At 64.2% G+C, this 25,250-nt stretch carries 25 protein-coding genes and 1 pseudogene; 12 read left to right on the top strand and 14 right to left on the bottom strand.

The window, feature by feature from the left end:
- Positions 1 to 385: 385 nt before the first annotated feature.
- From LPW39_RS16870 to LPW39_RS16835, 8 genes and pseudogenes are all read right to left on the bottom strand, one after another.
- Positions 386 to 2,749 (bottom strand): TonB-dependent siderophore receptor, encoded by a 2,364-nt coding sequence (locus tag LPW39_RS16870; RefSeq protein ID WP_230777887.1) that lies wholly within the window; start codon positions 2,747 to 2,749, stop codon positions 386 to 388.
- A gap of 368 nt (positions 2,750 to 3,117) precedes the next feature.
- Positions 3,118 to 4,188, bottom strand: coding sequence for a FecR family protein (locus LPW39_RS16865; protein ID WP_230777872.1), 1,071 nt, complete (start codon positions 4,186 to 4,188; stop codon positions 3,118 to 3,120).
- Positions 4,185 to 4,820, bottom strand: coding sequence for an RNA polymerase sigma factor (locus tag LPW39_RS16860; RefSeq protein ID WP_230777870.1), 636 nt, complete (start codon positions 4,818 to 4,820; stop codon positions 4,185 to 4,187). The genes LPW39_RS16865 and LPW39_RS16860 overlap by 4 nt, the downstream gene beginning before the upstream one ends.
- Positions 4,821 to 4,998: 178 nt before the next feature.
- Positions 4,999 to 5,121: pseudogene (locus LPW39_RS16855) on the bottom strand (sigma factor); the annotation flags it as partial.
- A 72-nt stretch (positions 5,122 to 5,193) separates the two neighbouring features.
- Positions 5,194 to 7,446 carry a TonB-dependent receptor gene (locus LPW39_RS16850; RefSeq protein ID WP_230777867.1) on the bottom strand — a complete coding sequence of 751 codons (2,253 nt, stop codon included), beginning with the start codon at positions 7,444 to 7,446 and terminating at the stop codon, positions 5,194 to 5,196.
- Positions 7,447 to 7,676: 230 nt separating this feature from the next.
- Positions 7,677 to 8,258, bottom strand: coding sequence for a superoxide dismutase (locus LPW39_RS16845; protein WP_230777864.1), 582 nt, complete (start codon positions 8,256 to 8,258; stop codon positions 7,677 to 7,679).
- Between the two features lie 224 nt (positions 8,259 to 8,482).
- The gene (gene xseA / locus LPW39_RS16840) at positions 8,483 to 9,838 is read right to left on the bottom strand and encodes an exodeoxyribonuclease VII large subunit (RefSeq protein WP_230777862.1); all 1,356 of its coding nucleotides are present in this window, start codon (positions 9,836 to 9,838) and stop codon (positions 8,483 to 8,485) included.
- Between the two features lie 177 nt (positions 9,839 to 10,015).
- Positions 10,016 to 10,159: a hypothetical protein gene (locus tag LPW39_RS16835; RefSeq protein WP_230777860.1), complete on the bottom strand. Its 144-nt coding sequence runs from the start codon at positions 10,157 to 10,159 to the stop codon at positions 10,016 to 10,018.
- A gap of 294 nt (positions 10,160 to 10,453) precedes the next feature.
- On the opposite strand from LPW39_RS16835, the gene LPW39_RS16830 reads away from it, so the two are divergent.
- From LPW39_RS16830 to adk, 7 genes are all read left to right on the top strand, one after another.
- Positions 10,454 to 11,074, top strand: coding sequence for a MotA/TolQ/ExbB proton channel family protein (locus LPW39_RS16830; protein WP_230777858.1), 621 nt, complete (start codon positions 10,454 to 10,456; stop codon positions 11,072 to 11,074).
- 19 nt (positions 11,075 to 11,093) lie between these two features.
- Positions 11,094 to 11,510, top strand: coding sequence for an ExbD/TolR family protein (locus LPW39_RS16825; RefSeq protein ID WP_230777856.1), 417 nt, complete (start codon positions 11,094 to 11,096; stop codon positions 11,508 to 11,510).
- A 42-nt stretch (positions 11,511 to 11,552) separates the two neighbouring features.
- On the top strand, positions 11,553 to 12,674 hold the full coding sequence (gene lpxK, locus LPW39_RS16820; protein ID WP_230777854.1) for a tetraacyldisaccharide 4'-kinase: 1,122 nt from the start codon (positions 11,553 to 11,555) through the stop codon (positions 12,672 to 12,674).
- A gap of 8 nt (positions 12,675 to 12,682) precedes the next feature.
- Positions 12,683 to 12,880 (top strand): Trm112 family protein, encoded by a 198-nt coding sequence (locus LPW39_RS16815; RefSeq protein ID WP_133858927.1) that lies wholly within the window; start codon positions 12,683 to 12,685, stop codon positions 12,878 to 12,880.
- 189 nt (positions 12,881 to 13,069) lie between these two features.
- Positions 13,070 to 13,672, top strand: a complete 603-nt coding sequence (locus tag LPW39_RS16810) for a hypothetical protein (RefSeq protein WP_230777852.1) — start codon at positions 13,070 to 13,072, stop codon at positions 13,670 to 13,672.
- A 112-nt stretch (positions 13,673 to 13,784) separates the two neighbouring features.
- Positions 13,785 to 14,579 carry a 3-deoxy-manno-octulosonate cytidylyltransferase gene (gene kdsB, locus LPW39_RS16805; RefSeq protein ID WP_230777849.1) on the top strand — a complete coding sequence of 265 codons (795 nt, stop codon included), beginning with the start codon at positions 13,785 to 13,787 and terminating at the stop codon, positions 14,577 to 14,579.
- 216 nt (positions 14,580 to 14,795) lie between these two features.
- Positions 14,796 to 15,452 (top strand): adenylate kinase, encoded by a 657-nt coding sequence (adk, locus tag LPW39_RS16800; protein ID WP_230777847.1) that lies wholly within the window; start codon positions 14,796 to 14,798, stop codon positions 15,450 to 15,452.
- Between the two features lie 112 nt (positions 15,453 to 15,564).
- Here adk and LPW39_RS16795 read toward each other — a convergent pair whose 3' ends face one another.
- Positions 15,565 to 16,584, bottom strand: coding sequence for an asparaginase (locus LPW39_RS16795; RefSeq protein ID WP_230777844.1), 1,020 nt, complete (start codon positions 16,582 to 16,584; stop codon positions 15,565 to 15,567).
- Positions 16,585 to 16,698: 114 nt separating this feature from the next.
- Between LPW39_RS16795 and lexA the strand changes: the two genes are divergently transcribed.
- Both lexA and LPW39_RS16785 read left to right on the top strand, forming a co-directional pair.
- Positions 16,699 to 17,415: a transcriptional repressor LexA gene (gene lexA, locus LPW39_RS16790; protein ID WP_230777841.1), complete on the top strand. Its 717-nt coding sequence runs from the start codon at positions 16,699 to 16,701 to the stop codon at positions 17,413 to 17,415.
- Positions 17,416 to 17,559: 144 nt separating this feature from the next.
- Positions 17,560 to 18,102 carry a hypothetical protein gene (locus tag LPW39_RS16785; RefSeq protein ID WP_230777839.1) on the top strand — a complete coding sequence of 181 codons (543 nt, stop codon included), beginning with the start codon at positions 17,560 to 17,562 and terminating at the stop codon, positions 18,100 to 18,102.
- 253 nt (positions 18,103 to 18,355) lie between these two features.
- On the opposite strand, the gene LPW39_RS16780 is transcribed toward LPW39_RS16785, so the two are convergent.
- The 3 genes from LPW39_RS16780 to LPW39_RS16770 are packed head-to-tail and all read right to left on the bottom strand — an operon-like array spanning position 18,356 to position 20,248.
- The gene (locus LPW39_RS16780) at positions 18,356 to 18,991 is read right to left on the bottom strand and encodes an FMN-dependent NADH-azoreductase (protein WP_230777837.1); all 636 of its coding nucleotides are present in this window, start codon (positions 18,989 to 18,991) and stop codon (positions 18,356 to 18,358) included.
- 60 nt (positions 18,992 to 19,051) lie between these two features.
- The gene (locus LPW39_RS16775) at positions 19,052 to 19,777 is read right to left on the bottom strand and encodes a Rossmann-fold NAD(P)-binding domain-containing protein (RefSeq protein WP_230777835.1); all 726 of its coding nucleotides are present in this window, start codon (positions 19,775 to 19,777) and stop codon (positions 19,052 to 19,054) included.
- 33 nt (positions 19,778 to 19,810) lie between these two features.
- The gene (locus LPW39_RS16770; RefSeq protein ID WP_230777833.1) at positions 19,811 to 20,248 is read right to left on the bottom strand and encodes a carboxymuconolactone decarboxylase family protein; all 438 of its coding nucleotides are present in this window, start codon (positions 20,246 to 20,248) and stop codon (positions 19,811 to 19,813) included.
- 126 nt (positions 20,249 to 20,374) lie between these two features.
- On the opposite strand from LPW39_RS16770, the gene pdxR reads away from it, so the two are divergent.
- The gene (gene pdxR / locus LPW39_RS16765) at positions 20,375 to 21,811 is read left to right on the top strand and encodes a MocR-like pyridoxine biosynthesis transcription factor PdxR (RefSeq protein WP_230777831.1); all 1,437 of its coding nucleotides are present in this window, start codon (positions 20,375 to 20,377) and stop codon (positions 21,809 to 21,811) included.
- A 15-nt stretch (positions 21,812 to 21,826) separates the two neighbouring features.
- Here the strand turns inward: pdxR and LPW39_RS16760 are convergent, their stop codons facing one another.
- Complete coding sequence (locus LPW39_RS16760; RefSeq protein WP_230777829.1) at positions 21,827 to 22,621, bottom strand: crotonase/enoyl-CoA hydratase family protein; 795 nt, start codon at positions 22,619 to 22,621, stop codon at positions 21,827 to 21,829.
- 209 nt (positions 22,622 to 22,830) lie between these two features.
- On the opposite strand from LPW39_RS16760, the gene LPW39_RS16755 reads away from it, so the two are divergent.
- Both LPW39_RS16755 and LPW39_RS16750 read left to right on the top strand, forming a co-directional pair.
- Complete coding sequence (locus LPW39_RS16755) at positions 22,831 to 23,820, top strand: Bug family tripartite tricarboxylate transporter substrate binding protein (protein ID WP_230777826.1); 990 nt, start codon at positions 22,831 to 22,833, stop codon at positions 23,818 to 23,820.
- Between the two features lie 56 nt (positions 23,821 to 23,876).
- Positions 23,877 to 24,665: an enoyl-CoA hydratase/isomerase family protein gene (locus LPW39_RS16750; protein WP_230777823.1), complete on the top strand. Its 789-nt coding sequence runs from the start codon at positions 23,877 to 23,879 to the stop codon at positions 24,663 to 24,665.
- 57 nt (positions 24,666 to 24,722) lie between these two features.
- Here LPW39_RS16750 and LPW39_RS16745 read toward each other — a convergent pair whose 3' ends face one another.
- Entirely contained in the window at positions 24,723 to 25,148 is a 426-nt protein-coding gene (locus LPW39_RS16745; protein WP_230777821.1) for a PaaI family thioesterase, read from the bottom strand.
- Positions 25,149 to 25,250: the final 102 nt, after the last annotated feature.

Below are 25,250 nucleotides of genomic sequence, written 5' to 3'. Positions count from 1 at the left end.
GCATAAAATTCATCAATATTCTTAAATGATTAATTTATATATCTATCCTCAGCAACTTATTGCATTGAAAAATCAAAAGAAATTTCTATAACATTCAACAACATCACAAGAAACCAAGCTCTAGCATTGCAGCTATTTCTGACAAGCGTAAATTAAAACGCCGAAGAAATATAAAAAAATTGGTTACTTATAATTTTAGATATTAGACACCATCAACCAAGTGGCTATTCAAACCCCAAAGACTCAACCAAATCTAAACGTATAAACAAATACGCCTAGCAAATACCTCTAATCCAAGTCGCCGCAATATCACCGGGCCGCTGCAAGCCAGGGCTTGAACTTGGAACAGGCCCTGGCTTATCTCTGGAACCTATGAGAACGCTACTCAGAAGTCGTAACGCACACTCGCCGTCACACTGCGCGGCGCGCCCCAGGTGTACTGCACCCGGCCAAAATCGCGCATGCCAGCAAAGTAGCTTTTGTCCAGCGCATTGCGGATGTTCAGGTTGACGCTGAGCTTTTGGTTGACCTGGTAGCGCGCCATCAGATCCAGCACCCAGAAGGCCGGCTGCAGCAAGGGGCCGGCGGAGGTCTTGCTTTGCCAGCGGGTAGCGGCGCCAATGGTGAGGCCGCTGAGCGTGCCGCCCATGCGGTAGGTGCTGCCCAGCTTGAGCTGGTTGCGGGGCAGGTAGTTGCTGTTGCTCAGGCTGGTGCTGTTGAGCACATAGCTGCCCTGTGCCTGCCAGCCGGGGGCCAGCTCGCCCGACAGTTCCAGCTCATAGCCGCGCTTGCTGACACCAGAGACCGAGCGGTAGATGGGCGTGCCATCGGGCATGGTTTCGCCCGTGGCGTCGGCCACGTTGTCGGTCTTCATCCAGAAATAGGCCAGGCTGGCGTTCAGGCGCTTGTCCACAAACTCGCCCTTGGCGCCAATCTCGTAGGTCTGACCCTCTTCCGGGTCCAAGGTCTTGCCGCTGGCATCCAGCGCGCTTTGCGGCTTGAAGATGCTGGCATAGCTGCCGTAGAGCGAGACCTGCTCATGCACATCCACCACCAGCCCCAGGTAAGGGGTGACGACATTGTTCTTCTTGAAGTCGTAGTTCGAGTAGGCGTACGGCGTCAGGTCGTACTGCTCGTAGTTGGTGATGCGGGCGCCGCCAATCACTTTGACGGGATCGGCCACATCCAGGCGCACCGCGCCATAAACCGAGCTGCGCCTGGAGCTGAAATAGCTGTGGTTGTCGACGGGATAGTTCACGATGTCATCGGGCCGCACTATCGCGCTGCCGCCATCGCTGTAGTCCAGGCCCAGATTGGTGAAGCGCTTGTTGGCCGAGTAAGTGTCCGAGCTGGTGCGGGCGGTATCGGCGCCCAGCATCAGCGCATGGCTGCGGCCCAGCAGCTCGAAGGGGCCACGCAGATCGGCCGCGATGCTGCGGTTGCGGTTGGCATGGTCCTCGGCGCGGCTCAGGTCCACCACCTGGGGCGATGCCGTAAACCAGGAGCCGGTTTCGCCGTACGGCATCTTGGTTTTTTCGGTACTGGCCCGCAGCTTGGCCGTCCAGCCGTTGTCAAAACGGTGCTCCAGGCTGGCAAACAAGGTATCGGTGTCCTGCTCATAACCCGACCAGGGCGCGCCGATGTTGAAGGAGCGCGGCTGCAGGCCCAGGAAGTCGCCATTGGCGGCATAGGCCTGGATCATGCTCGTGCTGCCCGCGCCATAGTACTCGCGGTGGCGGTGCACAAAGCCGATGTTGAGCAAGGTATCGCGGCTCAGGTCCAGGTCCAGGGTGCCGTACAAGGTCTGGTTGCTGCGCTTGACGTTGTCACGGAAGTCATGGCCATCCGATGCAGCGGCCACCAGGCGGCCGCGCAGGCTGCCACTGCCATTGAGCGGGCCACCCACATCGACATCGGCGCGGTAGTTGTCCCAGCTGCCTACGCCTGCGCCCACACTGGCGCGGAACTCCTGCGTCGGGCGCTTGCGGATCATGTTTACCGTCGCGCCATACTTGCCATCGCCATTGGTCAGGCCGGACGAGCCCTTGAGCACCTCGATGCGGTCGATCTCGGCCATGTCGTCCATGGTGTAGAGCATCTGGGTATTGGCATACCAGCCGCTGGCCATCTGGCGCAGGCCATCGATCTGCAGGTTGACGTTGTCGCCCCGCACCATGAAGTTGTTGCCATCACCCTGGCGGTCCACCGTCACACCGGGGGTCTGCTCCATCACGTCGGTCAAGGTCTGCAGCTTGAAGTCATCCATGCGCTGGCGTGTCATCACACTGACCGACTGCGGCGTCTGGCGCAAGGTCAATGCCAGGCCGGTGGCTGTGGCGCTCGGCCCGCGCTGCGTGTAGCTGCCGGTGTCTTCTGTGCGGCCATCCTGCAGCGCATCGGCAGTCACCGTCACGGTCTCCAGGGTCATCGACTGGGGCGTTGTGGGCATGCGCTGCAACGTAAAGCTGCCCGGCTGCGTGCTCACTGCCGTCAAGCCCGTCCCTGTCAGCATGCGCGCCAGCGCCTCTTGCGCCGTCAGATTGCCGCTGACGGCCGCTGCCCGCAAGCTCTGCACCAGCGCATCGTCAAACAGCACCTGCTGCTGGGTTTGCCGGCCAAAGGCCTTGAGTCCATCAATCAGCGGCTGGGCCGGCAGATTGAAACGCTGGCGTGCCGCCTGCGCAGCGGCTTGCGCCTGGGCAGCGGCGGGCAGCACGCTGACACCCGCCATTGCAGCTGCTACTAACACGGCCAGCCATCGTGGCCGCAGCACCGGGGCCTGCGCGTTCCCGCGCACCGCCTTCTTCAACGGGCACCCGCCCTCTTCCCCCATCAACATCTCGCATCCCATGGCTCTCGCACTCCTGTGTATTCCAGCATCAATGACAACGGCCCTGCCCGGGCAGCTTTCCCGCTCCAGGCCCGAGTGGACAGGCTTGGAGCGGGCGCTTGCACCAGGGGCCGCTGTGGTTTGCGGCCATTGGCTGGGAATAACAAAGCGAAAGGCTTGGATCCGTGGCTGGCAGCCCGTGTGGCGCTCAGATCTCTGGCGCCCACCTTATGAAGAAGCACAAAAGGCCCAAAACATGGAACCCAGGCAAATGAAACAAATTGTGTTTATTGCCGGCGAATGCGCCAGCCCCCTTCGGGCAAGCGCTGCACCCGCACCTCGGCCACGCTGGGCAAGGCGAGCAAAAAGCGCTCCGGATCGGCCAAGGCCAGCAGGCCAGAGATGGGGATCGCACGGATCGCCGGATCAGCCACCTCGACGGGAGCATCGAGGTAACGGGCCAGCTCCTGCGCCACCTGCGCCAGCGGCCGGCGCTGAAAATACACCTGGCCGGTACGCCATTCGGCCACGTCGTCGGCCTTCACCAGCAACTGGCGGTAATGGCCGCTGGCGGGCTCCAGCGCCATGGCCATACCCGCCGTCAGCGTCACCGGCTGCGGGCTGCCCGGGAGCGTGGAGCGCAGCGCCACCCGCCCCTCTTGCACCTGCACCACCACCTCCGGCGGCGCAGCCCGCACATTGAAGGCCGTGCCCACCACGCGGACCTCGCTGTGCCCGCTGGTTACCGTAAAGGGCTTGTTCGCATCGGGCGCCACTTTGAAAAATGCCTCGCCCTTGTCCAGCACCGTCTCGCGCCGGTAGGGGTAGTAATGCACCTGCAAGCGGCTGTTGGCGTTCAGCGCCACCTGGCTGCCATCGGGCAAGGCCAGATCGCGCAGCTCGCCGGTGCCAGTCGCAGCCTCCAGGCTGTAGTAAGCCGTGTTGCACCAGTGCTGCCAGCCCATGCCGGCCATCACCAGCAGCAGCAAGGACGCCAGCAAGGCCTGGGCCGGCCAGCGCCAGCCCAGGCTGGCGCCCTGCGCAGTGGCTTGCCGTGGGCGCTGCACGACTGCAGCGGCTTTGCCCTTCGTGTCCGGCGCCGCAGTCTGGCCTGCGGCATAAGAAGCTGGAAACATCTGCTGCAGCGCCTGCGCATCCTGCCAGGTCTGGGCGATGCTCGCCAAGGCCTGCGCATGCAGCGCATCCTCGGCCAGCCAGGCGTTCAAGGCCCGTTCATCGGCTCCCGTCCAGTCGGACTGCAGGCGGCGCACATGCCAGTCGCCGGCGGCATGGTTCAGCGCCAGCAGCTGCGCAGGTGTCAGGCTCTGCAGCGATCGGGGCGTCTGCGTTGCGCTCATACGTGTGGCTCCTCATCGGCAGCGCTCAGCGCCAGTTGCTGGGCTTGCAGCTGCTGCATCTGCTGTGCACTGGCAAATTGCACGCGGGTCTCGCAATAGGCGACGGCACGCGCCAGGTGTTTGACCACCATGCGCAGCGAGATGCCCATCTGCTCGGCCGTCTGCTGCACGGTATGGCCTTCGACCCGGTGCAGCACAAAGGCCTGGCGCTGGCGTTCGGGCAGCTCCTGGATGGCTTGGTGCAAACGGCGCAGCCGCTGCTGCTGGGCCGCCTGCTGGTTCACCTCCTCGGCACTGCTGTGCAGTTGGGCCTCCAGCGCCTGCGGGTGTTCATCGCCCGATACCAGCTCCAGCCCCTGGGCCTGCGGGCTGTGCTGCCAATCGCGCGCAGCCACGCTTTGCAAGGTCTTGCGCAAATAGGGCTGCTCTTCGTCGGGCTGCAGCACCTTGCCGGTGGCGGCCACCCGCGCAAACACTTCCTGGGTGGCATCCTCTACATCGGCGGCATTGCCAAAATGGCGCCGCAGCATGCGCATCACCGGTGTGCGCCAGCGCTGGTACAGGCTCGCCAGGTGCCCGCCAGCGGACTCCGGCGCACCGGCCTCGCCACGGGGCAACCAATCAGGCCGCATACGGCACCACGTAGGCCCATGCATACTCGCCCGCGCTGAACTGGGCCGCATTGTCCTGCTGGGTCTGGAACAGCGCGAACGAGGTGTTGAGCTTGCCATCGAGCAGCGCGCCCTTGATGCCAATTTCCTTGCTCATGCCCGTCAGCGGCGGCAGGGCCGTGCCGCCCGCAACGGGGCTCAGCAGACGCACAAAGGTGTCTTGCGCCAGGTCCGCCGCCTGGTGGGCATCACCCAGCCGGCGGCGCAGCCAGGCTTGCAGCCAGCCATGGTGCGCCACATACAGCGCGGCCATATCCGGCATGGCCGCTGCAGGGCTGAGGGGCACGGGGCTGGTCGCAGTCATGGTCGCACACCGCCGTCCGGCTGTCAGCGCTTAGAAGTCCACACTGGCGCTAACCGTGAAGGTGCGCGGGTTGGACAGCACCAGGTAGCCGGTGGAACCGACCGAGGCCCAGAAGTTGCGGTTGGCTGCGTTTTCCACGCGGGCACGCAGGGTCACCAGGCGGCCATCGATTTCGGTCAGGTAGCGCGCACCCAGGTCAAAGCGGGTCCAGCCTGCCACCTGCAAGGTATTGGTCGCATTGGCATAGCTGCTGCCGGTGGCCACGGCGCGGCCATCCAGGGTCAGGCCACGCACGCCCGGCACATCCCATTCCAGGCCCAGATTGCCTTGCTGGCGGGGCACGCCAATCACGCGCTTGCCGGCATTGGGGTTGTGGCCATCGGCCAGCTGCTTGGCATCCAGCCAGGTGACACCGCCCAGCACACGCAGGCCGCGTGTGACCTGGCCAAACACATTCAGCTCCAGGCCACGGTGGCGGTCCATGCCTTCAGGGCCATAAACGCCCGAGATGGAGTTGCGGAACACACGCGGCTTGTCGGTGGTGAACCAGGCCAGGCCGGCGCCGATATCGCCTCCGTCCCACTTCAGGCCTACTTCCTTTTGCTTGGAGACATAGGGTGCCAGCGCCGCGCCAGCATTGGCCACCGGCAGGCCCGAAGACAGCGCCGGTGCAATCTCGCCCGGGGTCAGGCCTTCGATGTAGTTGGCATAGACCGATACCCGCCCTGCCGGCTTGAACACGACCGCAGCCATCGGGCTGGTGCGGCTCTTGTCCACCTTGGGCGCGGCAATGCCGGTGTTGTAGGCAAAGGTCTGCGTCTCGATGGTCTGGTGGCGCACACCCAGGGTGAGCAGCAGGCGCTCGTCGAACATCGACAGCGTGTCCGACAGTGCCAGGCTCGACAGCTTGATGCGGGCCTGCACGGCCGGGTCGTCCAGATCATTGGAGCTGGTACCCAAAGGCGGGGCAGCGCCATAGACGGGGTTGTAGAGATTGGTGGCCAGCGCGCCGGCTGCCGGCTGCGAGTAGAAAGCGTTCTTGCGCTTGTCCGAGAAGGCTGAGGCCGCCAGCACCAGGCTGTGGCCGATACTGCCCGTCGTCAGCTTGCCGCGCAGGCCCACTTCGCCGGTGAAGATGTCATCGGCGCGGGTATTGTCAAAGCGCCCTTGGGTGCCGCTGCCGGTGCTGCCGTTGTTCAGGGTCAGGCTGGCGAGCGAATTGCGTTCGCGGCCAAAGCGTGCACCGCCGGCCACCCAGGCCGTGAGCTGGCTGTTGATGTCGTACTCGGCGCGCACCGAGCCAAAGCTGTCGCGCTCGTTCGAATAGGTCCAGGGCTGGGCAAAGTTGCGGCTGTTGTCCGGAGCGCTGGGCACCTGGGTCACCGCTGCGCCCAGGGTCACATTGGGGCGTGGCGTGGTCAGCTTGTGGCTTTGGTAGCCCACATCGGCCGACAGACGCAGATTGCTGGAGCGCCAGTCCATGCCCAGGGAGACCACACTCAGATCCACGCCTTCGTCATCAATCGTGGTATCGCCCTTGCGCTTGGCCACATTCAGGCGCAGGCCGGTGGCCTGGTCGGGGCCAAAGCGGCGGCTGATGTCGGCCGCAGCATAGCCTTGCGCGCCGCTGGAGCCCCCCACGCTGACCCGCGTCAGCGGCTCGTTCGACGCACGCTTGGGCAGCAGGTTCAAGGCGCCACCAATGCTGTCACCGGCGGGCGAGGCACCATTCAAAAAGCCGCTGGCACCGCGCAGCAGCTCCACGCGCTCAAACAGCTCGGCCGACACGTACTGGCGCGGCAGCAAGCCGTAGAGGCCGTTGTAGGCAATGCTGTCCGAGCCCAGCACAAAGCCGCGCACAAAATACGATTCCTGGAAGTTGCCAAAACCGCGCGACACCCGCACCGAGGCATCGTTTTGCAGCACATCGCCCACGCTGCGGGCCTGCTGGTCGCGGATCAGATCCTGGGTATAGGCCGTCGTCGAGAACGGCGTGTTCATGATGTCTTCGGTGCCCAGAATGCCCACGCGGCCGCCGCGCGCCACCTGGCCGCCAGCATAGGCCTTGGACAGGCCCTGCGCCGAGGCATCGGCACTGGCGTTGACGGTGACCGTCGGCAAGACGGTGTCTCCGCTGGCAGTTGGGGCCGCTGCGGCGGTGGCGGGGGCTGTGTCAGCAGCACCCTCCTGGGTTTGGGCCAAAGCGGGGGCGCCAGCAAAAGACACCAGCAGGGCAACTGCGCCAGCCACCGGGTGGAGCGCAAAACGGGAAGCAAAAAACATACAGACAACCAGCCAAGAAGCAAATGAGACTGATTATCAATCATGCACCTGAGCGCCCCGGCAAACTGGCGCAAACCAGGGGCTTTGCCAGAGGCAAGTGTTACCTGTAGGTGACAACTTTGGCGCGGTTGCGCTGCCCTCCCCCAAAAGCAAAAGGCCGGATGCGGTGCAGCGCACCGTCCGGCCTTTGTCTGATCGCCTATGCCCGGCAACAGGCCGGGCAGCGACGATCAGGCGAAATTGCTTTCGGCAAACTTCCAGTTCACCAGCTTGTCGAAGAAGGTTTCGACAAACTTGGGACGGGCATTGCGGTAGTCGATGTAGTAAGCGTGTTCCCAGACGTCGACGGTCAGCAGTGCCTTGTCGTCGGTGGTCAGCGGGGTGCCAGCGGCACCGGTGTTGACGATGTCCACCGAGCCATCAGGCTTCTTGACCAGCCAGGTCCAGCCGGAACCGAAGTTGCCAACGGCCGACGCCTGGAAGGCCTTCTTGAACTCGGCGTAGCTGCCCCACTTCTTGTTGATGGCATCGGCCAGCGCGCCGCTTGGCTCAGCGCCGCCGCCGGGGGTCATGCAGTTCCAGAAGAAGGTGTGGTTCCAGATTTGCGCGGCCTGGTTGTAGATACCACCGGAGGCCTTCTTGATCACGGCTTCCAGTTCCAGGTTCTCGAACTCGGTGCCCTTTTGCAGCTCATTGAGCTTGTCCACGTAGGCCTTGTGGTGCTTGCCGTGGTGGTATTCCAGCGTTTCCTGGCTGTAAGCAGGGGCCAGCGCATCAATCGCATAGGGCAGTGGTGGCAGAGTGCGTTCCATCGTGGTTTCCTCGTGGTTGGTATGGTTTCAAAGCCGGGCGAGGCGGTATTGCGAAACACCGGCCAGCCTGCAGCCTCAGTGGTCGATTGTAAAAAGGAAAATCGACCCGTTTATGAATACGGGTTCAGCCAATTTACTATGACGACGATAGCATGCGAGCCAGACGGCACGGCGTCAGAATGCACCGCCAATCGATTTCCTACCCGCCGGCATGCCGCAGCGGCTTAGACCAGCAAGCGCTGGGTCGCCACCACATCGACACTGCCATCGGCCAGCTCGGCATGCATGGCCTTGCCCGGTGTCGCCTGCGTTACCGAGCTCACCACCTGGCCTTGCATGTCGGTCAGCAAGGCATAGCCCCGTGACAGCACCTGGCGCGGGTTGAGCAGCTCCAGCCGCGCATGCAGCTGCGCCAGGCGCTGCTCGCTGCGCTCCAGATGGCGCCCGGCCACCGTCGGGAACACGCTGGCCAGCTGCTGCACCCGCTTGTCCTGCCCATGCAACTGGCTTTGCGCAGCGCTTTGCAGGCGGCGGCCAAGCCGGTCCAGCATCTGCTGCTGGCCGTGCACCAAGGCGGATGGCCTGCCAATCTGGCGTGCTGCCATGTCCAGGCGCTGCTGCTGGCGGTCCAGGTGGCGCTCGACGCCATCGACCAGGCGCTGCTCCGCAAGTTGCAGCGCACCCAGCCAGACATCGCGCGGCTGGCAGACCAGCTCGGCGGCAGCAGTCGGCGTGGGCGCGCGCAGATCAGCGCAGAAATCAGCAATCGTGAAGTCGGTCTCATGCCCCACGCCGCTTACCAGCGGCACCGGGCTTTGCACCACGGTGCGGGCCAGCTGTTCATCGTTGAAGGCCCACAGGTCCTCCAGGGAACCACCTCCGCGCACCAGCAAGATGGTGTCGATGGCGACCGCCGGCGCGTCAATGCTCAGGCGGGCGTCATAGGCGATCTGGGCTTCCGCCAGGCGGTAGAGCTTTTGCAGCGCCGCCACCATCGACGGCGCGGCCTGCGCGCCCTGCACCAAAGCAGGAACCAGCACCACCGGCAGCTGCGGCACGCGGCGGCGCAAAGCGGTCACCACATCATGCAGCGCCGCCGCGCCCAGCGAGGTGACGATGCCGATACCACGCGGCATCAAAGGCAGCTGCCGCTTGCGCTCGCTGTCAAACAGGCCCTCGGATTCCAGCTGTGCCTTGAGGCGCAGGAACTGCTCGAACAAAGCCCCCTGCCCGGCCCGGCGCATGCCTTCCACAATCAGCTGCAGATCGCCGCGCTGCTCATAGACCCCCAGCTTGCCCACCACCTCGACCAGCTCGCCATCGCGGGGATTGAAGTCCAGCGCCTGCGCGGAGCGGCGGAACATCGCGCAACGCACCTGGCCATTGGCATCCTTGAGGTTGAAGTAGCAGTGCCCGCTGGCCGCCCGCGAGAAACCGCTGAGCTCCCCGCGCACCTCCACCGGGTTGAAGCGCGCCGCCAGCGCATCGGCTACTGCCCGGCACAGCGCGCCCACCTCCCAGATGCGGGGGCTGGGGGCGGCGTTGGCAGCGGTGCTGGGCGGGTAGTGTGTGGTGTCCATAAAAATGGCCGGCTGAGCGGCAAGCTCGGCGCGGCAGAAATCAGGAGAGGTGGGTGTTGGTTGCGCCGCAGTGCGGCATCCAGCAGACATGGTAGCGGCTGGCACTTGCGCCAGCGACACAGCGGGCTGGCCATCAGCCGCCAGATGCTGCCAATCCGCTATCCAACGGGCTGCCAATTAGCTGCCAAAGCAACCACTCGCAGGGGTATTTTCTCCCGTCACAACAACGACATAGACGCCGTGCAGCCGCTCAAAAATCGCCTTTTCCCACACCCCAAACGGCCAGTAGTCCACAAGAAAGCGGCTCTGTGACAGCGTCATGCATACGTCATACTCTGTAGCACAAAATATTGAACCTACGTACAAGCTTTTGATTTTTCAATATTTTTATCAGCTTATTTTTTAAGCAATCTAAGAAAAACCCCGTAAATTGGGCAATTTTTCCGGCTGATGACACATTACCCACAAAGTTATCCACATTTTTTGTGGATGACTCGGCCATTCCGGCATCCGGGGACTGTGGGCTGGACGCAGCGCCTGGCCTGATTTTAGGCGGATCGGCAGTGGCCTTGGGCCATAATGGCCGCTGAAAAAAGAAAGAGCGGAGAGAGAATCTTGTTTTCCATCATCCAAGCAGCAGGCTGGCCCATCTGGCCCTTGATTGCCTGCTCCATCCTGGCCCTGGCATTGATCGTTGAACGCTTTGTGGCCCTGAAGACTGCCAAAGTCGCCCCGGCCAACCTGCTCCAGGAAGCCATTTCCGTCTCCGCCAATGGCGTACCCAGCGCCGAAGTCGTGAACCAGCTCGGCCAGAACTCGTCGCTGGGTGAAGTGCTGGCCAGCGGCCTGCGCACCATCACCCTGGAGCCCCGTATCTCTGAAGCCGATCTGCGCGCCACCTTGGAGAGCACCGGCCGCCGCGAAGCGCAAAAGCTCGAGAAATACCTCACCGCGCTGGCCACCATCGCATCCGCTGCCCCTCTGCTGGGCCTGCTGGGCACGGTGATCGGCATGATCGAGATCTTTGGCTCGCAAAGCGGTGGCGGCAACAATCCCAGCATGCTGGCCCATGGCATCTCGATCGCGCTGTACAACACCGCCTTCGGCCTGATGGTGGCCATCCCTGCGCTGATCTTCTGGCGCTACTTCCGCAGCCGGGTCGATGGCTATCTGCTCACCCTGGAGCTGTCGGCCGAGCAGTTCCTGCGCCACCTGAACAAGCTGCGCCGCAGCTGATCGCCGGGCAGGAGCCAGCATGAACTTTCGCCCCCGCAACACAACGGATCCCGAGATCAACCTGATCCCGTTCATTGATGTGCTGCTGGTCGTGATCATCTTCCTGATGCTCTCGACCACCTACAGCAAATTCACCGAGCTGCAGCTGACCTTGCCAACCGCCAATGCCGAGCAGCTGCGCGACCGGCCCAAGGAAATCATCGTCTCCGTGGCTGCCGATGGCCGCTATGCCGTGGGCAAGGTCGCGCTGGAAGGCAAGACCGTGGCCGACATGGCCGAAGCGCTGCGCAATGCCGCCACTGCCGGCAAGGACAGCGTGATCATCATCAGCGCCGATGCGCTGGCACCGCACCAGTCGGTGGTCTCGGTGATGGAAGCAGCCCGCCGCGTGGGCCTGCAGCAGATCACCTTCGCCACCCAGACGGCCGCACAGTAAAGCCCAGGCCCCGCGCCTGGGCAGTGCTAGCATGCAGCCTGCATGACCGTCCCGCCCCCTCCCCATCCCGCGCCCTCTGCTGCTGCCACGCGCCCCCGCTCGGCAGGCATTACCGATGCCTGGCAGCGCAAAGGCCCACTGGCCGTGGCGCTGCTGCCGCTGTCCTGGTGCTATGCGGCACTGGGCGGGCTGCGCCGCGCCCTTTACCGCACCGGCCTTTGCAAAGCCTACCGCGCGCCAGTGCCGGTGGTGGTGGTCGGCAATGTGATTGCTGGCGGCGCCGGCAAAACGCCCGTCACTTTGCACTTGGTGCAGGCCTTGCAAGCCCAGGGCTGGCGGCCCGCTGTCATCTCGCGCGGCTATGGGCGCGACAACAGCAAAGATCCCAAGGCTATCGCCGTCAGCCCCGGCAGCGATCCGCGCCTGGTGGGCGACGAGCCCTTGCTGATCGCCCAGCGCAGTGGCGTGCCGGTGTATGTGGCTGCGCTGCGCGCCACCGCCGCCCAGGCCGCCTTGCAGGCCCACCCCGATGTGGATGTGCTGGTCTGCGATGATGGCCTGCAGCACCTGGCGCTGGCCCGCGATGTGGAGATTGCCGTCTTCAACGCCCAAGGCATTGGCAATGGCTGGCAGTTGCCAGCCGGGCCGCTGCGCGAGCCCTGGCCCAGGCCGCTGGATATCGTGCTCTACGCCGGCCCACCGCCCCAGCAGTTGGCAGCCAGCGGCGCTGCCGCCTGGCCGCTGCAGCGCAGCCTGGCCCGCTATGCCGTTGGTCAGGATGGCCGCCGCCTTGATCTGGCCGATTTGCGTGGCCGGCCGGTGCATGCGCTGGCCGCCATTGCCTACCCCCAAGAGTTTTTTGCGATGCTGCAAGCCCAGGGCCTGCAGCTGGCCCGCAGCGATGCGCTGCCCGACCATGCACCGCTGGACGACCCGGCCTGGCTGGCCAGGCTGGGGATTGCAGCGACCGGCGCACCTACAATAGACGCACCGGATGCCCCCGTGCTGCTGTGCACCGAAAAGGATGCGCACAAGCTCTGGCGCATTGCCCCGCATGCACTGGCTGTGCCCTTGGAGGTCGCCATCGACCCCGCCTTTGGCCAGCATGCCGACGCACTGCTGCGCCAGCGCCAGCCCGCATCGCCCCCTGTTAAGAAAGACTGATTGCCGCTATGGACCCGAAACTGCTCGAACTGCTGGTTTGCCCCGTCACCAAAGGCCCCCTGCGCTATGACCGCGAGCGCCAGGAGCTGGTCTCGCGCAGCGCGCGCCTGGCCTATCCGGTGCGCGATGGCATGCCCATCATGCTCGAAGGCGAAGCACGCCCGCTCAGCGACGAAGAAATCGAAGCCTTGGCTGCGGCAGATTAAAGATGGATGAAGTTGCGCCCCAAAAAGGGGCCGCATGGCGGGCCGCACAGGCAAACCCCAATAGCAGCTTTGTAAAAAACAGACACAATTTGCTGAATTTTTAGGCATTTGTCCTGCATCGCATGTTCGGAAGACATGTTGCCCAGGGCTGGCCTGTTGGATTGCATCCATCTATTTCAGCGAGTTGCCATGCAAAGCTTGATCCTCAAAAAAACCGACAAAGGCATGGAGGCGCTGCGCGCCCGGGATCCTTCCCTCCCCCATCGCATGCGCCCGGCCTTCATCATGTTTGATGGCCAAAAAAGCATTGAACAGGTGATGGCCCTGGCGCCCTCGGCGGGCGGACAATTGCAGGTGCTGGAAGACATCAAGCAGCTGCTGCAGCAAGGCCTGCTCGAGCTTTTGCGTCCCAGCGATGCGGGCCAGCCGCCCTCCAACGCCAGCGACATCATCGACAGCCTGGCCGTGCCAGCGCCCATGCCACCGCCAGCCGCCGCAGTTGCACCGGTTGCCGCGCCAGCCACCGCCAGCAACGCCCCCGCAGCCGCTGCCATCAGCAACCACAGCGAACGCTATATCAAGGCCTATGCCGCAGCCAGCCAGCTGGTCAGCGGCCTGGGCCTCAAGGGCTTCCGCCTGCAATTGCAGCTGGAAAAAGCCCAGGGCTATGACGGCCTGGTCGCCATCCTGCCTAAGCTGCGCGAGGTGATCGACGCCAAGAAACTGCGCCCCATCGAGGCCATTCTGTTTGGCAGCAGCGAGTCCAACACCCCCGTCAAACCTGCGCCCTGAGCCCCGGCACCGCCACCAACACAGTCGCTACCCGCCTGGATCGCTTGCGCCCGGCCCACCGCGCTGGCTCGCTACAATTCCAGCCGGCTCCACTCTCTTCACCTTTCCCACCATGGCATCCGCACCCGCGCCGTTCACCGTCCTGATTCCTTCGCGCATGGCCTCCTCGCGCCTGCCCAATAAGCCGCTGGTCGATATTGCCGGCCTGCCCATGGTGGTGCGCGTGGCCAAGCGCGCACAAGAAAGCGCTGCCCAGCGCGTGGTGGTGGCTGCCGATGACGAGCGCATCATCGATGCCTGCAAAAAGCATGGCGTGCAAGCGGTGATGACCTCGCCCAGCCACCCCAGCGGCAGCGACCGCCTGGCCGAGGCCTGCAGCCTGCTGCAACTGGGTGGCGATGACATCGTGGTCAATGTGCAAGGGGACGAGCCCTTGATCGCGCCAGCGCTGATCGATGCGGTCGCCGCGCTGCTCAGCGAGCGGCCCGAGGCCAGCATGGGCACCGTCGCCCATCCGATGGCCGATCTGGAATCGCTGCTCAGCCCCAACGTGGTCAAGGTGGTGCTCGATGCCCAGGGCCTAGCCAGCTATTTCAGCCGCGCGCCTATCCCGTGGGGCCGTGATTTTGTCAATATGGCCTGGTGGAAGAACCCCGGCACCACCGGCACGCCCGGTTTTGCGCCGTTGCACCATATGGGCATCTACAGCTACCGCGCCCAGTTTTTGCATACCTTCCCCACGCTCAGCCAGGCGCCTACCGAGCAGATCGAGATGCTCGAGCAACTGCGCGCGATCTGGCATGGCTACCGCATTGCTGTGCATGTGACGCGGCAAATACCGGGCTCCGGGGTTGACACCCCCGAGGACCTGGTGCGTGTGCGACAGCTGCTCGGCGCAACCATGTAGGCGGGCGCAGATGGCCCTCTTCCCACTGGATCCACTGCAAGCGCTCCGTAAGCTAAAAGGCGCAGGATGCCAGATTGCGCCCCCGAGACAGCGCATTGCCTTGCAGTCGGCTGGCTCTCCCCCGATGCGTGATATGCTCAAGCCCAGTTTTTTGTGTAAAAGCGGGCTTTGATGCCCGCTTTTGCCGTGCAAGTTTTTTATTCTCCAAGGACCGCCATGAAATTAATTCTTTTGGGAGCACCCGGCGCCGGCAAAGGTACGCAAGCTGCCTTCATCTGCCAAAAATACGGTATTCCCCAGATTTCCACCGGCGACATGCTGCGCGCAGCGGTCAAGGCTGGCACGCCGCTGGGCCTGCAAGCGAAGGCCGTGATGGATGCCGGTCAGTTGGTCAGCGACGATCTGATCATCAACCTGGTCAAAGAACGCATTGCCCAGGCCGACTGCGCCAATGGCTTCCTGTTTGACGGTTTCCCCCGCACGATCCCCCAGGCCGACGCCATGAAGGCGGCCGGCGTCAAGCTCGACTACGTGCTGGAAATCGATGTGCCGTTTGAAGCCATCATCGAGCGCATGAGCGGCCGCCGCAGCCACCCCGCATCGGGCCGTACCTACCACGTCAAGTTCAACCCGCCCAAGACCGAAGGCCTGGACGATGTGACTGGCGAGCCCCTGGTGCAGCGCGAAGACGACAAGGAAGAAACCGTCAAGAAGCGCCTGGACGTCTACAGCAACCAGACCCGCCCCCTCGTCGATTACTACAGCAACTGGGCTGCACAAGACCCGGCCGCTGCCCCCAAGTATCGCGCCATCAGCGGCATGGGCTCGGTCGAAGAGATCACGCAGCGCGCGATTGCCGCCCTGCAGGCCTGATAAGCAACCCTGCCTAATCTACTAAGCCACTGTCTTGCGACAGTGGCTTTTTTATGCCTGTCTATTGATTAATAAGCGGATAGGCAACTACCGCCGTCACCCATGCCAATACTCAGACCTTGGCTTTAGCCTGCACCAGCGCCAACTGCAAGCTGACCCGGCATTTGTAGGGCGTCAAGGCCACCGCCAGGTCTTTGTCCAGGTCAGCCACCCCGGGCAACACCGCATCGCTGATCAGGCCATCGCTGCAGCGGCTGCTGCGCCACACGGGCAGGCCTTGCTGGCGTGCGCGCGCCATGGCATCCAGCAGCACCTCATGCACGGTGCCATTGCCGGTGGTTGCCACCACCAGGCCATCCAGGCCCTGGGCCTGCAAAGCCTCCACCATGCCGGGGCGCACACCGGCATGGCTGGTCACGATTTCCACCCAAGGCCATGGCGTGCTGGCCGGCGCGGGCAAGGCAGCCAGCCAGGCGCTGCCGCTGTAGTCGCCCGCAGTATCTGCTGCCTGGGGCGCATAGCCATGGCGCAGGCGCACGGTCGTGCCATCCACCCAACCCAGCGGGCCCTGCTCGCCCGATGAAAAGGCCAGCAAGCGGTGCGGGTGCAGCTTTTGCAACCAGCGCGCGCTGTGCAGCTCGCCCCCGCCGGTCACGGCGACCACCTCACGCAGCAGCGGTTGGCCATCCGCATCCAGTGCCGCTGCAGCGGCCACGGCATCCTTGAGGTTTTGCGGGCCATCGGGCATCAAGGCATTGGCCGGGCGCATCGCACAGGTCAGCACCACGGGCTTGGCCAGGCGCCCTAAAACGCAGTGCAGGAACCAGGCGGTCTCTTCGAGCGTGTCGGTTCCGTGGGTGATAACAACAGCACGCACCGTCTCATCGCGCATCGCGGCATCGCAGGTCTTGAGCAACACATGCCAGACCTCGTCGTTCATATCCTTGCTATCAATTTGCGCTATCTGTACGGCGTCCAGCGGGCCTGCCGCAGCTGTCTCAATGCCGCTCACACCCGCCAGCAAGGCCGCAATGGACAGCTGGGCTGCGCGGTATTGGCCGGGTTTCTCGGCGTCATCGGCCATGCCGGCGATGGTGCCGCCGGTGCCGATGATCAAAATTTTTGGCTGCAAGGCTTGCCTCCTGCAAAAAACTGGTTAAAAATACAGGTACTGGATTGATATACAGGTGTTGGGATGCACAGTAGCTCGGCTTCTGCCCCGCACCGCAGATCACACGGAGATCTTATGCGAGACCATCCCAAACTGACCGCGCGCCAACAAGAAATTCTGGACCTGATCCAGACCGCCATTTCGCGCACCGGCGCCCCGCCAACGCGCGCCGAGATCGCCAGCAAGCTGGGCTTCAAATCGGCCAATTCGGCAGAAGACCACCTCAAGGCGCTGGCCCGCAAGGGCGTGATCGAGCTGGTCAGCGGTACCTCCCGTGGGATTCGCCTGCAAAGCGATACCGTGCGCTCCATCAATGCGGCGCGCGGCACGCGTTTTTCGTCGCCGCTGGGTGGCGTGTCCAACGCCACTGCCGGCCTGGGCCGTGTGGTGCAAGAGCTGGCCCAGCTGGCCCTGCCGCTGATCGGCCGCGTCTCTGCTGGCTCGCCCATCCTGGCGCAAGAGCATGTCGACCAAACCTATACGGTTGAAGGCGGCCTGTTCCAGCAGCAGCCTGATTACCTGCTCAAGGTGCGCGGTATGTCGATGCGCGATATCGGCATCATCGATGGCGACCTGCTGGCCGTCAAAGCCACCCGCGAGGCCCGCAATGGCCAGATCATCGTCGCGCGCCTGGGCGATGACGTCACCGTCAAGCGCCTGCAGCGCACCAAGGATGGCATTGAGCTGCTGGCCGAAAACCCGGATTACCTGCCCATCATCGTGCAGCCGGGCGAGCCCTTCGAAATCGAAGGCATCGCTGTCGGCCTGATCCGCAACACGATGCTGAACTAGGCCTAGCGGCCCCTTCGGCCACTTCGGCCCTTCCCTTTCTGCGCAACCCCAGGTAGCGGGCGTTGTGGGCACCCGGCCCACAACCCTGGGGAGTGCGCTCGCCTTGCGCAATCCTGCTGTCAGCCGTACACCAAGGAGTCTCCCATGCTCGTAGCAGATGCATTGCGCGCACTTGCGCCCTTTTCCCTCGTCGCTGGCCTGCCCTGGTTCCAGTCCATCCAACGCGCCATCGTGCGCAACAGCCGCCGTCGCCCAGGCCATGGCGCCGCCAATGACGGCCAGCTTGCCGCCCAGGTGCATTGCTTTGCCACCGCCTCCAGTGCTGCAGCACAGCGCGGTGCCGTGCAGCAACTGAGCCTGCTCGATGGCCCCAACGCTCAGCCAGGGGTGGACAGCCCTGCCGATGAGGCCCCCGTACAGCGCCCCATCGACCGCATCCGCCTGCCGCGCAAACCCGCTGCGCGCCGCCGCCTCTCGGTAGCCGCCCAGTCCCATAACCGCCCGTTCTTGTCGGTACAGCGCTGCAGCGCCCAGGCCGCCAACGATGCCCCCATCAAGATGTACTGGGCCCAACCGGCCAGCCTGCACCGCCAAAAGGGCATGCGCTGGGCCATGTCGGGCAGCATGGCCGATATCTGTGCCGAGCTTGAACGCCTGGAACGGCTGGAACATCTGCACGCGGTGTAAGCCGGTGCCAAGCCCGGGCTGGTGCGTTGTGACCAGCCTGCTGGCAGTTGCATGGCTGCTGGTGATGGCATGGGGGAGCAGCAAGATTGGCATGCTGCGGCAAGGTAGGCGCTGAGCGCATTGGTCGTTATCGCCCTACTGGACCATGCGCCAACCCGGCGCCTTCGGCGCTCAGCCTTCAACCAGCTGCTTACGGCCACTAAGCGATGACAGCCGCCGCACTGCCGGCGGCTTTTTCTCGTCTGCCGTTCGCTCAACGCGCGGCAGCAGCAGCCTCCAACGCCAGCTGTTTGAAAGGCGTCAGCTGCTCGCGCAAGGCATCCCTCGCGCCATCCACTGCAGCAGCCACCGCATCGGGCCCAAACACCAGGCCTTGCAGCAACACAAAATGCACATTGCGGATGCCGATGGAGGCCAGCGCATAACGCAGATAAGGCGTCAAAAAGTCCTCCTGACGCGCCCGGGGACCTGCATGGAAGCCGCCGGAGCTCACCAGCACCAAGGTAGGCCTGTCCTTCATCAAGCCGACCTTGCCTTCGGGCGTCGATGCAAAGCTGCGGTGGATGCGGATCACCTGGTCTAGCCAGAGCTTGAGCGTGGCCGGCACCGCAAAGTTGTGCATGGGGGTCAGGATCATCAGCAGATCGCTGTCTTCCAGCTCTTTAATCAATGTTTCCGACCAGGCCAGCGCGGGCGCATCGGCGCTCGCATTCGAGGTGATCGCCAGCGCATAGTCACGGCTGATGGGCGGTATGGGGGTCGCCACCAGATCGCGCTCCAGCAGCGGCTGCTGCGCAAGTCCCAGCTCAGCCAGCATGTCGGTCGCCAGTTGGTAGCCATGGCTGGCCTGGCCATGTGGGCCACAGTTCAAGAGCAAGGTACGGGTCATGGTTTGTCCAATCGTTTGAATAGTTAGGCAAAGTTGGCTTGAGCCGCAATTTGTGCGGCATCAAACCGCCCGGGATTTGCAGATCCAGGCGGCGAGCGTGGTCCGCCCCAGGCGTGCGGGCCCCGCCGGAACCAGGCAGTCATCGTCCAGCAGCGCACCCTGGTAAGGCACATCGGCATCGCCCAGCACCACGCGAGGATCGCCTTGCAAGCGCAGGTACTGCTGCACCCAGTCGGCCATCGCCATCTTCTGGGGGCCGGCCACGTCCATGCAGCCCGCCAAGGGCCGCGCCAGCGCGGCATCGACCACCAGCATCGCCAAATCCTCTGCCGCCATTGGCTGCATCTGCGCCACGGGTATCGTTAGCTCGGCAGCGGCTGCGCCGTTGTGTGCCAGCTGCGCCAGGCTTTCGTACAAGGGTGCCGCACGCAACACGGTAAAAGGCGTACTGCCTGCCTGGATCAGCTGCTCTCGCAGCGCCAGGGCCTGGTAGTAATTGCTGCTCTGCAAGCGTGGCACACCCAAGGCAGACAGCGCAATATGGTGCGCCACAGCGGCAGCAGCGATGGCGGCATTCAGCTGCCGGCATGCGCGCGCCCAATCCTCCAGCGCATCGGCCGTATCCACCACAGGCGGCTCGCGCAGATCGATCAGCACTTCAATGCCATGCAGCGCTGCTGGCAGCCTGGGGTCTGCATCGGCGACCACCGGGTAGCCCAGCTGCCGCAGATTGCCCACCACCTTCGCACCCAGTGGCTGGCAGCCGCCCAGAACCAGGACTTTCATAGGCCGCCTTGCGCCGTGCCGGGAGCCCGCTTTTTAAACGGGCATCTTGCGGAAGGCGATCGCAAAGCGGTTCCAGCTGTTGATCGAGGTGATCACGGCGGTCAGTTCCATCAGCTCGGCATCGCTGAAGTGGGGGCGCACGGCTTCCCAGACAGCATCGGGCACATGGTCGTGCGAGACAAGGGTCAGCGCCTCGGTCCACGCCAGCGCAGCGCGCTCACGGTCGCTGAAGAAAGGGGTCTCGCGCCAAGCGGCAACGGTCGCCAGGCGGCGGCTGGATTCGCCGGCCTTTACCGCATCGGTCACATGCATGTCCAGGCAAAAGGCACAGCCATTGATCTGCGAGGCGCGCAGGCGTACCAGCTCCTTGAGCAGAATGTCCAGGCTGCCTTTTGCAATCTGGTTTTCCACGCCCAGCAGCGCTTTCATGATGGCGGGGTCAGCGGTGTAGAAGTCGAGTCGGGTTTGCATATCTATCTCCATCCAGGGTTGCGTCGGTGAATTCCCTTGCTGGTAGCCAGTATGCGATGGTCTTGGCCAAGCCAAAAGAGCCAAGAAATGCAAAAATGACTAGGCCAAGATAGTAGGAGTGCCTGCATGTCCGACCCCACCCTCCCCGTAAACGCGCTGCAGCTGCAGGTAGACCGCAGCCTGCAGCTGCCCATGTACCTGCAGATCTGCCAGCGCTTCAAGACCGCCATTGCACAAGGCCATCTGCGTGCGGGCGACCGGGTGCCTGCGGCACGGGCGCTGGCGACCGAGCTCAACCTGTCGCGCGGCACCGTCGATCTGGCCTACCGCATCCTGGCCGATGAAGGCTATTTCCAGGTACGCGGGGCGGCGGGCACGGTTATCTCCCCGAACCTGCCCCAAGCCGCTACGGCCCCTGCGCCACAAGCCATCGCCCAGCCACCGGCCGCCGATATCGTGGACCACGACGGCTTGCAACCCCGCCCGCTGCAGCTGGGGCTGCCAGCGATCGATGCTTTTCCGCGCAAGGTCTGGAACCGGCTGGTCACCCACCGGCTGCGCAGCAGCGAGCCTTACCGCCTGGCCTACCCCAACCCGCAGGGCGATGAGGAGCTGCGCCAGCGCATAGCAGCCTACTTGGCGGTCTCGCGTGGCGTCACCTGCGTGCCCGAGCAGGTGTTTATCACCACGGGCCTGCGCAACACCTTGGAGCTAAGCCTGCGCAGCCTGGCCAGCCCCGGCGATGCGTTCTGGTTTGAGGACCCGGGCTATATCCTGGCACGCCCCTTTTTGCAGAATGCCGCCGTGCAGATCGTGCCGGTGCCGGTGGATGCCCAGGGCATGCAGGTGGAAGCGGGCCGGCAGCTGAGCCCCTATGCCCGGTTTGCGATGGTGACGCCTTCGCACCAAAGCCCGCTGGGCGTGACCCTGTCGCTGGAGCGGCGCATGGCGCTGCTGGACTGGGCGCGTGAGGCCGGCAGCTGGATCATCGAAGACGACTACGACAGCGAGTTCCGCTACCAGGGCCGGCCCCTGCCCGCCCTCAAAAGCCTGGACCGGCAGGACCGCGTGATCTATGCCGGCACCTTCAGCAAGGTGATGTTTCCCGGCTTGCGCTTGGCCTACGCCGTGGTGCCGCTGGAGGTGGTGCCGCGCTTTCAGGCCGTCAGCTCCAACCTCAATGCCGGCTGCCCCTATCTGCTGCAGGCCAGCGTGGCCGACTTCATGGCCCAGGGCCACTTTGCGCGCCACCTCAAGAAGATGCGGCTGCTGTATGCCGAGCGCCGTGCGGTGGCGCAGCGCAGTTTTCAGCATGTGCTGGGCGATCGCCTGCGCATTGACTTGCAGCCCGGCGGTCTGCACTTGCTCGGCCAGATCCAGGACGGCGACAACGACAGCCTGGTGGCCCAGCGCGCCCGAGTTTTAGGCCTGGCCACACATCCGCTGTCGCGCTGGTATATCGATGCCGCGCCGCGCCAAGGCCTGTTGATGGGTTTTGCCAATATCAGCAGCGAGGCGCAGGCCCTGCAGCTGGCTCGGCAGATCCAACAGGCTTTTGGCTAGCGGGCGAAGGGCGACTTAGCCCTTGAACTCAGGCGTGCGCTTTTCCAAAAAGGCACTCACGGCTTCACGGTGGTCGGCCGTCTGGTGCGCCAGCGCCTGGTAGGCAGCCGACAGCTCCAGCAACGAAGCCAGGCTCTGGTGCATGCCTTCGCGCATCAGCCTCTTGGTCATGCGGGTGACCTGGGGCGGGTTGGCGGCAATTTCGCTGGCCAAGGCGTTCGCGGCGTTCAGCAGCTCCTCGGGCGGCACCACCTGCGACACCAGGCCCCACTGCAAGGCGGTGGCGGCATCGATCATGCGGCCGGTCAGCGACAGCTCGGCCGCGCGCGCCATGCCAATCACCCGGGGCAGCAGCCAGGCACCGCCGTCGCCGGGGATGATGCCCATCTTCACAAAGCTCTCGGCAAACTTGGCCTTGTCCGAGGCCACGCGCAGATCGCACATGCAGGCCAGGTCCAGGCCCGCGCCCACCGCCGCGCCATTGATGGCCGCGATGGTCGGCACCTCCAGATTGAACAGCGCCAACGGCAGGCGCTGGATGCCGCTGCGGTAGTCATCGCGGATGCGCATGCCATCCACATCGCCAAAGGACTGCTGCTGCATGGTCTTGATATCGCCCCCCGACGAGAACGCCGGGCCCTCGCCCGTCAGGATGACCGCACGCACGCTGCTGTCGGCCGCGATCTTCTCGCAGGCGGCCAGGATCTCGGCCACCGCCGTGTTGCCGGTCAGCGGGTTGCGGCGCTCGGGCTGGCACATCGTCAGGGTGACGACATGGCCTTGCTGTTCGTAATTCAAAAATGCAGTCATGGAAAGGGCTCCTGGTTCCGGTAGGTCTCGATGCAGTCAGCGCTGTGCGCATCACGGGCCAGCATACGGGTAAAGGCCGCATGCGACTGCATATCAGCTGAGTGCAATTTGGTATTGGACGCTGCCCAAAAACGGCCCTAGCCTGCATGGATGCTGGGGCAGGCAGCGCCCCACATGCCCATAACTAGATGCTGCCTAGGAGACAGTTGATGCCCGTATCCCGACGCCAGTTCCACCACCGTCTTGTGCAATGGGGCGCAGCCGCCAGCCTGGTCAGCCCCTGGCTGGCACGCGCAGCCGATGCCCCCTTGCGCTGGGTCGTGCCCTACCCCGCAGGCGGTGCTGCCGACCAGATCACGCGCATCGTCGCCCAGGATGTGGGCCAGAGCACGGGCCAGCCCATCGTCATCGAGAACAAGGCCGGGGCAGCCGGCATGATTGCGGCCGAGACGACATTGCGCGCCCCCGCCGATGGGCTCACCTTCTTTGTCGGCTCCAATGCGCCACTGGTCATCAACAGCGCCATCTACGCCAAGATGGGCTACGACCCGGTCAAGGATTTTGTGCCCGTCGCGGGCCTGGGCAAGGCGCCTTTGCTGCTGGTCACCCGCAAGGACCTGGGCGCCAGCGATCTGCGCACCCTCATCGCGCTGGCCCAGCAGGCACAGCGCCAGGGCAAGACGCTCAGCATGGGCTCGGCCGGCAGCGGCAACATCACCCATCTGGCGGGCGAATACGCCAGCGAGCGCATGGGCTTCCAGGTCACCCATGTGCCGTTCTCTGGCAGTGCACCGGCCATCACCAGCATGATGGGCGGCAATGTGGACATCATGTTCGACGCGCTGCCCTCCTGCATGCAGCAGGCGATTGGCGGGCGCATTGTGCCGCTGGCGATTCTGGACAAGCAGCGTTTCGCAGCGCTGCCCCAGGTGCCCACCCTGGCCGAGCTGGGCTTTGGCGATACCGAGGCCAGCGCCTGGTTTGGCGTGGTGGCGCGCAGCGGTACGCCGGCCGATGCGGTCGCGCGCATGGCCCGCGCCATCCACCAGTCCCTCGCCAAGCCTGAGGCGCAGGAGCGCCTGCGTCGCATAGGTGCGCAGCCGATGGCAGCCAGCACCGCAGAATGGGGGCAGTTTGTGGCCTCGGAGCGCGAACGCTGGATCCCGGTGGCCCAGAAACTGGGCATCCGTGCCGAATAAAACCCCCGCTCCCGCCGCTGGCCCGCCTTACCGCTTTATTTTGAAAACCGACTGATATGACCGCCCTGACCCTGAGCATGCATGGCACCACCGCCGTGCTGACGATGAACCGCCCCCAGGCCCGCAATGCGCTCGACGAGCAGATGCGCGAAGACTTCAGCCGCCTGATCCCCCAGGTGCGCGATGACCGCGCCATCAAGGCCGTGGTGCTGACGGGTGCCGGTGGCCATTTCTGCGCCGGTGGCGACATCAAGAGCATGCAGGCCACTGTCGCCGGCAAGCAGGATGTGTTTGACAGCCGCAACCGCATGCTGGGTCTGCACCGCTGGTTTGATGAGTTGCTGGACATGGAAAAGCCCGTCATCACCGCCGTGCAAGGCAGCGCCTTTGGCGCCGGCCTGTCGCTGGCGCTGGCGGGTGATTTTGTGCTGGCAGCGCCCTCTGCCAAGTTCTGCTGCGTGTTTGCCAAGATCGGCTTTGTGCCTGACCTGGCCGGCATGTATCTGCTGCCGCGCCTGGTCGGCCTGCAGGCCGCCAAGGAGCTGGCCTTTACCGCCCGCGTCGTGGCCGCCCCCGAGGCGCAGCAGATGGGCATGGTCTACAAGATCGGCAGCGAAGACGTGCTGGCCGACGCGCTGGCCTTTGCCGAGCGCTTTGCCAGCGCACCGACCGAGGCCATGGGCTACACCAAACGTGTGATGAACCGCGCGTTTGAGACCCAGCGTGACGAGATCTACCAGCAAGAAGCACTGGCCCAGACGCTGTGCCGTGAAAGCGCCTTCCACCAGGAGGCCATTGCCCGCTTTGTCGGCAAGCAGCCGCCGCTGTTCCAGTGGCAGGATTGAGCGCAGGCTGAGGCCCCACCCGTAACCCGCCAGGGCCTTGCTGGCGGGCGGGCGGCATTAGTACTTCACATTGACAATCGTCGCCTGCAGCAGCGCCACCACCTTGGGTGGCACTGCCGCATCTGCGCCGTAGGCCAGCACCTCGCCGCTGCACACCGTCAGCAGCTTGCCGGCATTCACCACCTTGCCGATGGCGACAAAGCGCTCGCCAATCGCCGGGCGCATCAGGTTGATCTTGAACTCGGCCGTGACCACCTCATAGCCCTCGGCCGCCACCGTCAGCGCTGCATAGCCCGCCGCGCTGTCCACCACGCTGCTGACGGCGCCGGCATGCAAAAAGCCATGCTGCTGCGACAGCGCCTTTTGGTAGGGCAGCGCAATCTGCACCTCCCCCGGCTGCACGGACAGCAGGCTCGCGCCCAGGGTCTGCATCAGCCCTTGGGCATGGAAGCTGGTGGAGATGCGTTCAAACAGGTCGTTCATGGTCGTATGCCTTGTGGCCAAGCCTCGAATAGCGATCAGCCAATCTAGCATGCAGCGCAGCCCCTGGCATGGCCCCGCGTCCTGCACATGACAGCCGCCTTT

It is taken from the genome of Comamonas koreensis, assembly GCF_021026195.1.
Classification (GTDB): domain Bacteria; phylum Pseudomonadota; class Gammaproteobacteria; order Burkholderiales; family Burkholderiaceae_C; genus Comamonas; species Comamonas koreensis.
Note: the sequence above shows the minus strand (reverse complement) of the source record. Positions and strands in the feature narration are given on the sequence as shown.